Origin of the sequence: Candidatus Leptovillus gracilis, assembly GCA_016716065.1 — a bacterium.
Classification (GTDB): domain Bacteria; phylum Chloroflexota; class Anaerolineae; order Promineifilales; family Promineifilaceae; genus Leptovillus; species Leptovillus gracilis.
Genome location: JADJXA010000027.1, coordinates 57,757 through 71,669, shown reverse-complemented (window position 1 = coordinate 71,669; position 13,913 = coordinate 57,757). Strand labels below are relative to the sequence as shown.

Sequence of the window (13,913 nt, the reverse complement as noted above, 5' to 3'; positions counted from 1 at the left end):
ATCCATGAGCCAACCTCGTCTCTCACAATTATCAATTTGGAACAACCATGAAAAACGGGTCATTGAATCGCTTATCCTGGCGCTCATCCTCTTGCAGCAAAAGACCAGCTTCGTGCTGTCTCAGGCAAACGAAGAAGCGTTAAACAGCGAACTTTACTTCTGCTTGATTGAAGCTAACAGGCTTCTGCACATACAAAACAAAGGCTTCGATCATCCACCCACAGCAGAAGGGCGAAACCCACCCAATGCTGAAGATACGCCAGATTCACCGCGCAAAAAGAAAATACCAGATTTTTATTGGGGGTACATTGATCATTTGGAACCCGATCCCAGACGAAGCGCTCGTAACTTTTACATCGAATGCAAACGTTTGGGAAAACCTCTGCAAAAGGACAAGGTTTTGACCACGTTGTATGTCCAAAATGGCATCAGGCGGTTTATCACCGAAGAACATGCTTATGCCAAGGGCGAGAGTTCTTCCGCGATGGTTGGCTATGTCCAAAACATGATCTTTGATGCTATTTTGGGCGAGGTCAATACGGCAGCAAGAAATAATGCCGAAGTTGTTACTCTGCTCAATCTCATTGATGATTGGCAAGAGCAAGGAGTGAGCAAATTAAACCATGTTTTACAACGGCCGTTTCCCATTTCACCCTTTTGCTTACATCATTTTTGGGTTGATCTTCGCAGCCAGAATGAAGATTAACCGTTTTGCGTAAAAGTCAGCGCTTTCAACAAGAAACAGCGCAGGGCATCCCAAAACCCTGCGCCGCCCTCATTTACGGCCGTTCCCCCCAAAGCTCCCCCCCACAAAACCCTACGGCAAACTCACGCAGTTCCCCGTGCCCTGAATCACACTGTGATCATGGTTCGCCACCAGCACGCACAACTGCGTCGCCCCCACTGGCCGATCCGCCAACCCATAGCCGCTGAACGGACTGCCCCCGCCATACACATACCACGGCCCCGCCCCCGGCACGCCCGCCTGCTCCGGCGGCACCGTGTTGAAGAAAAAGTGGACGTGGGTGTGCATGATGTCCGGCGTAAAACCAGTCGTCTGGAAGGCAGCGGCGTACTGGCTGCCCGCCAGCGTGATGCCGGTAATCGTCGCCGAAAGCGCAGGCGGCGGCGTTCCGTTGGTAATCATCGGCAGGTACACAGTGGACCGCGCTTCCGCCAGCGCATACTCGGTCAGCGGCGCATTCGGCACACGGCAGCTTACCCAGTTTGCCTGCACGTCCCGCGTACAGGTCACGCCAGCCCACGACCAGCCGCCGCCATCCCAGTACTGCACCGCCAGCAGATTTTCATCCAACCCGGCCACGTCCGCCTGGGCATAGGTGATGGTGACAACGGCCGTTTCCGCCAACACGAACTCCGCCATCATCTGGTTCTCCTGATAGCCGCTCAAGCGGAAAGCGCGACCGGCATACCCGGCCGGCAGCGGATGAGCCGGTGCGGCCAATTCCTCGTAAGCCAGCACCGTGTCGGCAAAGACTGCGCCGTAGGGCACGGTGATGTCGGTGCTCTGGCCGCCCGCGTAGTGCAGGGTTTCGGTCAGCAGCGGCGTCAGCGTCACCTGGGCGTCCACGAGGCGCGTCACGGCCGTTTCCTGCCCCACCGCGCTGTAACCACCCGCCGCCGTCACCCCGTACACACTGTTGCTGATGGTGTCACTGGCGTTGACAACGGCCGTTACCTGCGAGGCAAAGCCATAACCAGGCAGTGTGGGAATCGTCCAACTCACCTGGCTGCCGTTGTAGCTGCCGCCGGAAACGTAAGTCGCGCCGGGCGGCAGTGTGTCGCTGATCGCCAGACCGGTGGCGTCCGTGCCGCCGTGATTGGTAATGGTCAGGGTGTAGGTGATCGGGTCGCCAGCCATAGACGTTGCCGGAGCTGTTTTGCTGATTTCCAGGTCTGGCGCGATTGTGGTGCGAATGCCCACCGTCGCCACGTCGGCCAGAAAACCGCTGCAATGCTGGGCCACCACGTTCACCGGCTGCATCCCGGCTTGCGACCAGTTAAACGTGGCCGCGGCCGTGCCCTGCCCGCTCACCGGTTCTGGCTGCCAGGTATAGCTCACGTCAGACAGCGCCGTGGGGGTAATAACGGCCGTGAACTGATAATTGGTGTTGACCGCGCCCACATCTGGCCCGCTGATCTGCACTCCGGTCAGCGCCGTGTCACAGCCCGGCGGCAGCACGTAAAACGCGCCCACCACGTCCGCATCCTGCACTTCCCCTTCGTCGTTGTTCACCGTAAACTCGACCATGTAGCGCCCCGGAGCCAGGTCGCCAAAGCTCACCGTCGGACTGATGATCACCGTGCGCCCGGAACCGAAGAAGAGGGTATCGGCCATGTGCATCGTCACCAGGTCCGGCACTTCCAACGTTTCCGGCTGGCCCGGCTGCCCGCTGACCAGCGGGCGGCTGGCGATCATGTCGCCGCTGGTGTTCAACAGCGCGATGGTGCTGGTGGGACTGCCCTCGGTGAAGCGAATCCAGAAAGCTGTCTGGTCACTCACATCTTTCAGGCGGATGTCAATGTTCTGCATCACCCGCCAGGAGCTGATCGGGTGCGTCCAGCTAATGGCGAACGTTTCCTGCACGCCCACCGGCACACTGCTGTCCGGCAGCGGCGCTAACATTTCGCTCACGCCCAGCGGTTCCCCGGTAATCTGGAAGCCCTGCGCAAACGAGGTACCGCCGCCGGGCGCGGGGTTGTACACCGTCATGCTGTTTGTCCCCAAGGCACTGGTATCAGACGGCTGCACCCAACCCCAAACAAAGGTGGGGCTGTGAAAGGTGGTCGGCCGGTTGGCGCCATTCCAGCGCACCACTGAATTGGGCAGAAAATTGTTGCCGGTGATGCCCACCCAGAAACCGGCCGGGCTGTTGATGGTGGCCGAGGTGCGGCTCATACTCAGAATCGTCGGCACAGGGTCGGCGGCATAGTTGCCCGTGCCCACCGTGATCTGGTAAGCGCCGGAACCGCCTGCGCTGTTGGCATAGATGGTGTAACGGCCGGAAAAAGGCAAAATCACCGGATCAATCAGCGCATTCGTGCCGACGCCGCCATCATTATTCAACGCCACCAAGCTGCCGTAGGGATCAACCAGCACCAGGAACGGGTCTAATGTGCCGGAGGAACGGGTCATGCTCAGGCGCAGCCGCTGCCCGGCCGTGCCGTTGACGTAATACACGTCGTTATAATCACTGCCGGAGCCTACCGTGCCCACCAGAATTTGCCCCAACACCATCGTGCGGAAATCGTCTTGATCGCAGCCGACCAATTGGCAGGTGGCGGCGTATACGTCCAGCCGCCGTTTGCTTACAAAGCCGCCAGGACGGCCGTCGGTGATGATGGGGCCCGTGCTGGTGAAGGCGCTGATCATTTGGTTGACGGTGGCGCTGGGCGCGGCCGAACGCATCACCGCCAGCCCGCCGGCCACGTGCGGCGCGGCCATAGACGTGCCCTGCTTGTAACAGCGGTTGCTGATCGGCGCTATGCCCGGTCCGCAGTTGGTGGCCCAGGTGGGCACGGCCGCTTGGATCGATCCGCCGGGAGCAAACATCGTCATAATGGTGGCCGCATTGGAGTAACTGCCCACCAGATTAGGCGTCATCGGGCCAGGCGTGGAGGTGGTCGCGCCCACGCTGACGGCATAGGAGATGCAGGCCGGCGAGCCGATGCTGCCCCGGTAGCCGTTGTTGCCGGCTGAGATCACGGTAGGAATCCCATCCGAGCGCAGACTGAGAATCGTGGTCGTCAGGGCGGCGTTCAGATTGTCACAGTTGCTCGTGTAGGAGCCGCCGCCCAGGCTCATGTTCACGGCGGCGATGTTGTAGCTGTTGCGCAGGGCATAGACGCGCTGCAAACCCAATATCTGGTCAGAGGCATAAGAGAAGGTGCAGGGCGACGGCCGTCCGCTGTTGGCGCAGGGGGTTAGAAAACTGGGCGGTGCGCCCGCCACGTCTGAATAGCGCGAGAAAACCTGGATGGCGATGATGGTCGCCTGGGGCGCAACCCCAGCGACGATACCAGCCACGTGCGTGCCGTGATCATACCCGGCGACAAAATTGGCGGGCGGATTGGCCGCGCCGGTTCCGGTCTGGCTGCTGCTGCCGTTGGGACAAAGGCTGGTCGATCCGCTCCCGGCGCTGGTGGTGGAGTAACACGCCTCGGACACAACTTTGCCGCTCAGGTCGGCATGGAGGCGCTGCACGCCGGTGTCCAACACGGCCACCGTCTGCCCCTGGCCGCGGTAGCCCAGGCTGTTGGCGCTGTCGGAACGGATGATCAGGCTGCTGCTGCTGGTGTGGGGGGCGGATACCTGGTCTTCGGTAACGGCCGTTACCCCCTTCATCTCATACAAAGCCAGCAGCGCCGCCTCATCCACCCACAGCGCCATGTAGGGAATGTAGGGGAACTGCTTCACATTTTGGATGTTGTGACCGGCTAATGAATCGAGAACGGCCGTCTGCGCCCGGTCAATAGCCGCCATCTGCGCCGCTTCATCGGCCGCTTGCGGTGCAAATCCAGGCACTTGCAGCCCGACAATTACCGGAACCATGCCGCTGCTTTGAGCCATTTCCACCAGGATCGGGTCGAGTGGCTGTTTTTCCACCAGGGCGGCGTCGGCGCGAACGGCCGTTTGCCGCCAGGTCAGCATCATCGCCAACACCAACAGCGGAACAAGCAAGAACCACAGATTTTTTCGCATCATCATTCTCCCATACACACGTAACGCGATTTGCTAAATCGCGCTACAAACATTTAACGAATCACCAGCGGCAAATAGACGTAGAAATCACTGCCGCCCACCGGCGGCGCGCCCGATCCACACAGAAAACCGCTGCACAGCGCCAGTCCATTTTCCACTGCACCCACCACCGGCTGGCCAATGGCGCTGCGCAGCGCCAGACCACCCTCGCTGACCATGCCGCCCCCGCCACTGACCAGGCTGCGCGGCAGCAGTTCCCCGCTGGCCGCAGCCAGAGAGAAGGTGAGGAGAACGGCCGTTATCACCAGCAGCCATACCATCTTTTTCTTGTTGATAGACATGCTCTCCCCCTAGTTGCAAGCCGTCGCCGGCGTTGTGCCGTCGCTGGCTGGCGTGTAATTGGCTTGGTAACTGTTCACGCACACGAAGCCGCCTGTCCCCGTATGCTTGTTGCCGGCATAGAAAACGCCGGAATTCGCCATAACCACCGTCGCCGCGGCAGTCGTCTCAACCATGAAGGAACCGCCGGTGCTGCTTACCCAAAGCTGCGAGTTGTGCAGGCGCGTCTGGCCATTGGTGCCCAGGAAAATGCCGCGCCTGTCGCCGCAGAGATAGCTGTCGAACACCTGGGGAGCCGCGTTTACGCCCTGGATGGCAAAGCCTGTGCCGCTGTTTCCGGCGCAAGACAAGCCGTCGGCGTTACCGTTGCCGCCCAGTAAGCGGCTGTTTGTAATCAACGGCTGCGGAAAACCGCCGCTGATGTTGACAATACCCAGGCCCGCATTGACGCCCGTGCCAAAGCCGGTTGCGCCATTGGCAAGCAGTGTGCTGTCGCGGATAGTCGCTTCGGCGTCATTCCAATAAGCGGCGTAATGACCAGTGCCCCCCGCGCCAATGGCCTCGGCGACCACATTGTCTACCACGGCCGTTCTTGTGCTTTGGGCGCTGTACAGGGCAATACCAAACGTCCCCGTGCCGGTATTGCGGATGGTAATGCTGCTCAAACGGCCGTTATCCAACAAATCCACCGTCGCCGCCGCATTGCCCGGCGAACCGCCCGTCCGCGCCGAGGTGACCACCGTGACCAACGGCCCGCTCCCCTGCACGTGGACGTAAGATTTCACAGTCACCAGGTCCGTTTCCGTGTAGACGCCGGGCATCACCCGCACCAGGTACGGATTGCCGGCCCCGGCGTCGCTGATGCTGTCCAACGCCGCCGCCACCGATGTAAAATCGCCGCCGCTGCCTGCCACGGTAATGACATTTTCATATTGGCCGCCCACATCGTCTATGCCATCGGCAAAACCGGCCGGGACGCCGGTCAAGCCGCTCCAGGGAGCCGCCGCGGCCACGTCCGCCTGCATGGCATAAGGCGCAGACGCTACCTGCTGGCGCGGAAACGTGACAAAGCCGCTGCCCGTATCGGCGCTGCTCTGCAAATAGCGCGTGGCGCTGCTGAAATCAGCGGCGTCCAGCGGGCAGCCCGCCGTACAACTCCCGCTGCCCAGCAGCACGGCAAAATAGCCTTTGCTCACGGCCACGCTGGCGTGGCTTTCAGCCCAGATGGCCGCGCCGCCGCTGCTGGCGCTGTACAGCCCAAACTGCATCGGGTAGCTGCCATCGGCTGCCGGATCGCCATTGCTGTCGCTCAGAAAACCTTGAAAGCTGATGAGTGAGGGAGCGACGGCAGGGGCCTGGGGATTGAGAACGGCCGTTTCGACTGCGCTCAATACAGACGTTGCCGCCGCCAACCGCTGCCCGCCTGCCAGCAATGCCAACCCCACGACCCATCCCAAAAATAACCACATGCTTTGTTTCATCGTTTTATCTCCATTTGAGACGGTCGGGCAGCGCCCGACCGCACCTCCTAACGAATCACCAACGGCAAATAAACCCTAAACCCACTTCCAGGCACGGCCGTTATCCCCACCACCGCGCCCCGGCTATTACTCACCACCGCCGGGCCAACCTGCGCCGTGAGACCATTGGGCAAAACGGCCGTTACCCCATACGTCCCTGCCGCTACACCGTAAAAGCTGAAGCGACCCGCCACATCCGTCACGGCCGTTTGCCCCGCCACCGTCAACACCACACCCGCCAGCGGCGACTCCCACGGCTGGCGGATGCCGTCCCCATTGCCATCCAGCCAGGCCGTGCCGCGCACGGTTCCGGCAGGCACAGCGGGCAGCCCCACCGCGCCATTCGTCGCCGGATTGGCCGTCGCCGAATTCACCGCCGGCCACCAGGGGGTGATGGTGACATTGCCCGCCGCCACCTGCCAAAACTGAAACGCGCCCAACGTCGTGCGCTGGCTGCCCACCCCGGCCACCGTGACCGTGATCGGCATGGTGACAAGCGGTTCATCCACGCCGCGCTTCCCGTCTCCGTCCCAATCGTCATACACCGCGCCGGAAAGCTGGCCCAACGGCCGCAGCGCCACCGAGAGCGCCCCGCCATTGTTCAGCAGGATCGTCTGTTGCGGCACTGCCGCATATCCCGCCGGTGGGATGACGTTCACCGTGTAACTGCCGTTGGGCAGGTTGGGCAGGCTGAAACGGCCGTTCGCATCCGTCACAACACTGGCCGAAGTCGCGCCGCTCAGGGTGATGCTCACGCCCGCCACGCCGCTTTCGCCGCGCCGCAGCCAGCCGTCGCCATCTTCGTCGCTGAACGCCTGCCCGCTCAATGCCCCGCCAAAGCGGAAGGGCAGAGGCGGCAGGGTCACGTCTGCGCCGTTCAGCCAGAGGGATACCGTATTGCCATGCAGCGGCGCATACCCGGCAGGCGCGACCACCGCCAGCGCCTGCGCCCCATCCCCCAGGCCGGTGATGACGCCGGACGAATCGCCGCCCACGCTCACGCCGGGCAGCGCCGGTTCGTCGTCATCCCACACGCCGTTCAGGTTGTCATCGCGGAAGGCCGACCAGTGGACGGCCGTGCCGCCGCTCAACGCTTGCATAGTGTCCCCCGCCGGGAGCAGGGTGATGTCCCGTCCCCAATAACCGGGATGGTACACGATGGCCCCGCCGGTGGTTGTGTAACTGAAGTTGGAGCCTGTGGCCGGGGTGGCTGGGTTATAACTTTGCTGGTAGCCCTCCGGCTCGCGGGCGGTGATGCAGTAGGCATAGCCGTTCCCCGGCAGCATGTGGGTGAACAGCTTGTAATCGCCGTTGATGTCGCTGGTCGTCTCCAGATTTTGCCAGATGGGGCTGCTCTGCTGGCAGCCCTGCCCTTGCACCCAATGGAAGTAGCCGATCCGTATCCCGGCTACACCCGCGCCGCCGCTGCTGACACGGCCGTAAACCGTGTTGTAGTTATGCTCCGTTCCTCCCTGGTAAATGCCAATGTTCGCCTGCACCGGCTGCGTCCCCGGCAGGAACCAGCCCGGCGCTTCCGTCAGGCTGTCGCTCAGGCTGGCCGCATTGCTGACGTACAAATCCACCGTCGCCAGGTAACGGACGCCCGCGCTCAACTCGGTGAACAGGTAGAAACCGTTGGCGTCGGGAACGGCCGTTTGCCCCGGCAGCCCTCCATCATTCAGCAAACTCACCACATAGCCGGTCGCGGCCGCTTCACCGCCGTCCCGCTGGCCGTTCACATTGTCATCCAGGTAGACCACGCCGCTCAGGTGGCCCAACGGGTTGAGCATCAGGTTTTGCTGGATGCTCTGCCCGGCGACGGTGTAATTGACCACCGGCTCGCTCGCCAGCAGATGGCCCGGCGGCAGGGTGGGAATGCTCAGCCGGTATTGGCCGGTGGGCAGATTGCTGAACTGGTAGAAGGCGTCGCTGCACCAGCCTGCGCAGCCGCTCGCCGCCACCGTGTCGTAGGTTTGATTGGTCGCCACGTGGGTCAGGCGCACTGTTATCCCGCCCATCGCCCCCTGCGGCCCGATGACCGCGCCGTTAATGCCGCCCGCTACCCGCGCCGCCACCTTGCGCGTCGTCGTCCCCGATCCGACCACGATGCTGATCGGCTGCGCTGTGCTGATTGTGTAACCGGCCGGAGCGACCACGTTCAGGCTGTAACTGCCTTCGTCCAGGACAAAGGTGGCTCCGTATTCACTGATGCTCTTGGTTTGCCCGCCGACCGTCGCCGCGCCGCTGCTCAGGTATGGTTCGTTGCTGTCATGGATGCCGTCGCCGTCCACGTCCCAAAAGGTCTGCACCAACAGCGTGCCTTGTGGGTAAACGGGCAGCAGAACGGGGACGCCGCTGTTTTTGGGCATAGCCGCGCCGTTCAGGTTGGCCGGGGCTACGCCCGGCGGCAGGCTGCCAGTGACGATTTTGACGCAGCCGGGCGGATTGCCGGGCGCGGCCAACATCGCTCGCACAGTCAACGGGTTGGTAAAGAGTACCAGCCCATCGGTGTTGGTCGTTTTCGTTTCGATGGGGCCGGTAATCCCGCCGCACGATTGGCTGACCAGGTGTACGTCCACGCCGCCCAACCGCTGTTCCCCCGGATTAAGTTGGCCGTCCTGGTTGCTGTCTACAAAGACGATGGCCCGCGGGCGGGTATCGTTGGGCGGCAGGGGGAACTGCACCCAGGGGATGCCGCCGCTCGCCGGGACAATGGCGATGCGCGTCAATTGCAGGTCGGGCGTATTCATCTCCACCCGGTACTCGCCGCTGGTGATCGGCTGCTCGGTAAATGAGCCGTCGGACGCGGTGGTGTGCGTGGCGATAGGCGCGCCGCTCAAAGTGGTGATGGCGATTGCCGCGCCAGGGAAGGGGTCGTCTATGCCCACATCGTAGCTGCCATTGTTGTTCACGTCGTAGAAGGCGTAGCCGGTTAACAGGCGGTTTTCGGTGCGGGTGTAGCCGAAGTTGAGATATTCCGGCGAACCGAAGCCGGTCAGGTTGCGCCAGGCAGAAGTGGCCGTTTGGGGGACGAAGCCGCCGGGGAAGTTGATTTCGACCCGGTAATTGCCTGCCGGCAGGTTGGGGAAGGCGTAGTAGCCGGTGGTCCAGCCCGCGCCAACGGCCGTGACCGTCGTGCTGATCACCGTTCCCGCCGCATTATAGAGCGTCACCGGAATGTCATTGTTGCTGGGGATGTTGGTCTCGGTGCAATAGTTGGTATTGCCGCGCTGCCCCAATGGGTAACAGCGATCCCAATAGGCCCACCCGGCGATAGTTTGCAGGTTGCTGGGGTTGAAGGGGTAGCCGACTTCGGCGTGGGTGTTGCCATCCAGCACCACCACATCGGAACTTTCCGGCCAGCCCGGTTCGGCGGGGATAATGACCACTTCGTAGCTGCCCGGCGGCAGGTTGGTGATGACGGTCTCCGGGTTGGTACTGGTCAAATCCACCGTCGCTGCCAGGTTGCCGTCGGCGTCGTACACTTCCACCGTGCAGGGAAAACCCTGTCCGGCCACTTCACAGCCCACCGCCAGCGATTGCGCCAGAGTCACAGCAAATTCCGCATTGACAAAGGTGTTATTGGTGATAACGACAGTGCGTGAAGTGGGGGCAACGATGGTATCGGGCGGCAGAAATTCAGGCAGCACGGTGACGGTATATGTCCCGGCGTCCAGGTCGGCCCATGCCTGGCCGCTTAGGTTTGTGACCATGAGTTGATCCACGCCGCTGCCCTGCAAGCGGAAGAAGATGTTCCCCACCGGCAAGGTCTGGCCGCCGATGGTTTGTTGGGCGTGGATTGTCAGACGGCCGACGCGCTCCACCAGCCAGTTTTCAACGACGGAGCTGTTGGGCGGCAAGGGAAAGACGCGGAAACCATCCCCGTTGTAGTTGACATACGGGTGTGTCGGTACTATTCCCAAGCCTTTGTTCTCACTCGGCTCTTGTTCGAGGAAGAGATAGTCACCATTAGCGTTGGTAAAGGTAGCGCTGATGGGCGAGCCGATATGCATGAGGGTGTTGGGCACACCGGCGCCGCCGGTATTGACCACCTGGCCGCTGACCGTGCCGCCTCGGGCGAAGGGGGCATGGAGGTTCATCAACGGGGCATTGGCGCTCAGCCAGATCGTGCCAAATACGCGCTCATCGGGGAAAAAGCCAGCGGCGAAGACCCACATGAGATAGGTGCGATTCGACGGTACGAGCAGACTGAAAAGGCCGTTGCTGTCGGTGGTGATCGTCTGCAGGGGAAATTGATAGCCGATTATATCTCCTTGCAGACCGGCCAGCGGCTCCTCGCCCGGTTCGGGGAAGCCGGAGCCGTCCAGGTCTACCCAGGACCGCCCGGCGATGATCCCAAATCCGGCCGGGGGCGTTTCATGCAGGCCGAAGTCTACGACCGTGCCGCCATCCTCGCCCATCGGTATCGGGATCGGGCTGGCGGACGTTGGGGACATATTGGTTGCGGCCGCGCTGACGGTGTATAGGCCGGGGGATGGGGTGAAGAGTTGGTAACGGCCGTCGGCGTCGGTGGTTGTCTGGATCGTCCCGGTGGGACCGCTGGCGGTCACGGTAATCCCGGCCAGCCCGCCTTCGCCAATGCCCAGGATGCCATCCAGGTCCAGGTCATTCCAGACACGGCCGTTGATATTGGCCGCTTCGACAATGGTGACAACCGTTTGCGCCTGGGCGCTGCTGCTGTTGTTGCTGGCGCTGACGGTGGCGGTATAAACGCCGGGCGCGGCGTAGCTGTGTTCCACGAACGGCCCGGCGGCCAGGCTGCCATCCCCCAAGTTCCATTCGTAGCTGACCCCTGTCCCGGCGCTGATGCTGGCGGCAAAGGTGACGGGGTCGTTGCTGTAGCCGGATGTGGTGTGGGCTGCGCTCAACCCTTGAATCGGCACGTCCATCACCCCTCCGGCGGGCAGGGCCAGCGAAAACTCCGACGTGCCGCCGTCGGCGTGGGTGGCGGTAGCGGTGACGAACTGGTTCGGCGGGATGGTGGCGGGCAGGGTCACGTCAAAGGTAGCATCCCCTTCCGCGTCGGTGGTGACGCTGGTTTCGCCCAGGTAATACTCCCCTTCGCCATGCCCGCTGGGGTCGGCTTCAGAACTGTAATAAAAGTCCAGGGTAAAGGTGATGTTGGGGTTGCTGTCCAACACACCCTGAATCACCGTTGTCCCGTTGGCGTAGGACTGGGCAAAGGTGATGATGGGGTAATTTTGCAGGTTATTGCCGCCGATGTCCAGGTCATCCGGGTCATTGACGTTCACGCCATCAGGCCAGCGCAGGTCAATGCCCAACTGCGAGTTAGCGTAGATGCGGTTGCCGCGAATGGTGTTGCTCAGGCCAGTATTGCTAATTCTGACCCCACCGTAAAAGGAACCGCCGTTATGGGCGATGATGTTGGCTTCGCCTGGCCCGGTACCGCCGATGAGATTATTGTTGCCCGATAGGTAAAGTCCGTCCTGCCCATTGCCCAATGGCGTCACGCCATCCGTGCCGACGCCAATCCGGTTGCCGATAATCAGCATATTGGATGTATGGGTACTGATGCCCTCGTGGGTGTGGCCGGAGATGACGTTGTCGCGGATGGTGGTGGGGGCGTAAGATGTGCTGCTGATGCCGACGTTGTTGGGCAGCGCCGCCAGACCGGTGGCGTCCACCCCCATCCAGTTCCCGGCAATGATCGTGGGCGGCGCGTCCGGGTCAGGCACGTTGTTGAAGTAGATGGCGTAAGTGGCCACATTGGTGTTGCCGGAGATCAGGTTGCGCTCCAGATCGTCAGAGACGCCGTCGCTGTTAGTCCCAATGCGGTGGCCGTAGCCGCCCAGCAGGATACCGGCGCGGGGCGAAGAGATGGTGCCGTTGGGGATGGCGGTCATGCCGGTGATGTCCGTGCCGATCTTGTTGCCGGCGACGACGGTGTTGCGTGATCCGGTCTGCTGAAGCATGACGCCAAAATCAATGTTGCCGGAGATCAGGTTGCCTTCCAATTCGTCGGAAACGCCGTCGCCGTCCGTGCCGATGAGGTTATCGTAAGCGACGTAGACGCGCACGCCTTCCGCCTGGATGCCCACGCTGGCCGTGCCGCTGGCGTTCGTGCCGATCAGGTTGCCGGAGATGCGGTTATGGTGGCTCTCGTTGAAGTTGCTTGTGCCGGTCAGGTTGATGTTGAGCATGCTGCCGCTGATGACGTTGCCTTCCAGCGCGTCCCCTTGGCCGTCGCCATCGGTGCCGATGACGGTGTAGCTGGCTTCCTGCACCGTAATACCGGCAGCGGCGACCGTTTGATTGTTTGTGCCCACGGCCGCCGTGCCCGCCGCATTCAGGCCGATGTAGTTGCCCATGATCAAGTTGCCGGTGGTGGCGGGCTGGTAAATCCAGATGTTCTGCTCGACGTTAGCCGAGATGACGTTGCGTTCGGCCACATCGTCCACGCCGTCGGCATTCGTGCCGATGCGGTTGTTGCTGGAACCGCCGTCAATCCAGATGCCACGCGTGTTGGCAACGCGGGTATCCCCGGCGAAGTTTGTGCCGATGTAGTTGCCGTATATCCAATTGCCGCCGCCCGTTTGCAGGCGGATGCCGCCCGCAGAGCCGCCAATGGCAAAGCCATTGACCACCAGCCCGCGCACGACGCTGCTGCCGGCGGTGAGGGTGAGGCCGATGGCCTGAGGACCCGCCAACGCGCCGTTGAGTTCGATGAGGGGCGGGCCGGTGTAGCCGCTGCCGCCCTGGCTCCAGCCGTCAATCGTCACGGGGCCGGTGATGGTGGGGAGGGCGGTGGTGGGTTGGATGGTTTGTTGGGAGCCGGGCGCGCCGATGGCGAAGGTGATGGTGTCCGCGCCGGGGTTGGCGTTGGCGTCCAGGATGGCCTGGCGCAGGGAGCCGGGGCCGCTGTCGGCGGTGGTGGTGACGGTGTAGGTGGTGGCGTGGGCAACGGCCGTTACCCGCCCCAGCCCAACCATCACCACCAGGAGAGCCACAATCAAACTCAACACACTATCTCGTTTACGGTTCATGACGTTTCCTCGTATCCTTTGTGGTTTCTTGCTGCAAAAAAAGCACCATCTCATCCAGGCTGGCAAAACCGCGCCTGGCATTGGTGTGCGGGTCTTCCAGGCTGAAACGCCAGGCTGATTCGCCTTCACTGTCCTGCCAGAGGCGCATCAGGTATATGGTGTAAGGGTATTGAAGTGATTGAGACATAACAAATCCGTGACAACAGAATGACCATCGTTATAATGTCAGTATAAGCATCCAGCATTACTGAACCGTAACAGCAGCGTAACAGGCAGCGATGACATGCATGATCAAGCGACACTGCA

Annotated in this window: 6 protein-coding genes; 1 reads left to right on the top strand and 5 read right to left on the bottom strand. The window is 61.9% G+C overall.

Annotated features, from left to right (window positions below):
• Positions 1 to 4 precede the first annotated feature (4 nt).
• A complete protein-coding gene (locus tag IPM39_28920) occupies positions 5 to 706 on the top strand; it encodes a hypothetical protein (GenBank protein ID MBK8990039.1) in 702 nt (233 codons plus the stop codon).
• A 111-nt stretch (positions 707 to 817) separates the two neighbouring features.
• Here the strand turns inward: IPM39_28920 and IPM39_28915 are convergent, their stop codons facing one another.
• From IPM39_28915 to IPM39_28895, 5 genes are read right to left on the bottom strand one after another with little or no spacing between them, the layout of a single operon-like run.
• Positions 818 to 4,726, bottom strand: coding sequence for a S8 family serine peptidase (locus IPM39_28915; protein MBK8990038.1), 3,909 nt, complete (start codon positions 4,724 to 4,726; stop codon positions 818 to 820).
• A 50-nt stretch (positions 4,727 to 4,776) separates the two neighbouring features.
• The gene (locus IPM39_28910) at positions 4,777 to 5,064 is read right to left on the bottom strand and encodes a hypothetical protein (protein ID MBK8990037.1); all 288 of its coding nucleotides are present in this window, start codon (positions 5,062 to 5,064) and stop codon (positions 4,777 to 4,779) included.
• A 9-nt stretch (positions 5,065 to 5,073) separates the two neighbouring features.
• Positions 5,074 to 6,543 carry a hypothetical protein gene (locus tag IPM39_28905; GenBank protein ID MBK8990036.1) on the bottom strand — a complete coding sequence of 490 codons (1,470 nt, stop codon included), beginning with the start codon at positions 6,541 to 6,543 and terminating at the stop codon, positions 5,074 to 5,076.
• Positions 6,544 to 6,590: 47 nt separating this feature from the next.
• Entirely contained in the window at positions 6,591 to 13,607 is a 7,017-nt protein-coding gene (locus IPM39_28900; protein MBK8990035.1) for a carboxypeptidase regulatory-like domain-containing protein, read from the bottom strand.
• A complete protein-coding gene (locus IPM39_28895) occupies positions 13,597 to 13,794 on the bottom strand; it encodes a hypothetical protein (GenBank protein MBK8990034.1) in 198 nt (65 codons plus the stop codon). The genes IPM39_28900 and IPM39_28895 overlap by 11 nt, the downstream gene beginning before the upstream one ends.
• Positions 13,795 to 13,913 lie beyond the last annotated feature (119 nt).

Bases quoted from the DNA above. Each gene is read 5' to 3' on its own strand.
- IPM39_28910 (MBK8990037.1), bottom strand. From the start codon at position 5,064: ATGTCTATCAACAAGAAAAAGATGGTATGGCTGCTGGTGATAACGGCC.
- IPM39_28900 (MBK8990035.1), bottom strand. From the start codon at position 13,607: ATGAACCGTAAACGAGATAGTGTGTTGAGTTTGATTGTGGCTCTCCTG.
- IPM39_28905 (MBK8990036.1), bottom strand. From the start codon at position 6,543: ATGAAACAAAGCATGTGGTTATTTTTGGGATGGGTCGTGGGGTTGGCA.
- IPM39_28920 (MBK8990039.1), top strand. From the start codon at position 5: ATGAGCCAACCTCGTCTCTCACAATTATCAATTTGGAACAACCATGAA.
- IPM39_28915 (MBK8990038.1), bottom strand. From the start codon at position 4,726: ATGATGCGAAAAAATCTGTGGTTCTTGCTTGTTCCGCTGTTGGTGTTG.
- IPM39_28895 (MBK8990034.1), bottom strand. From the start codon at position 13,794: ATGTCTCAATCACTTCAATACCCTTACACCATATACCTGATGCGCCTC.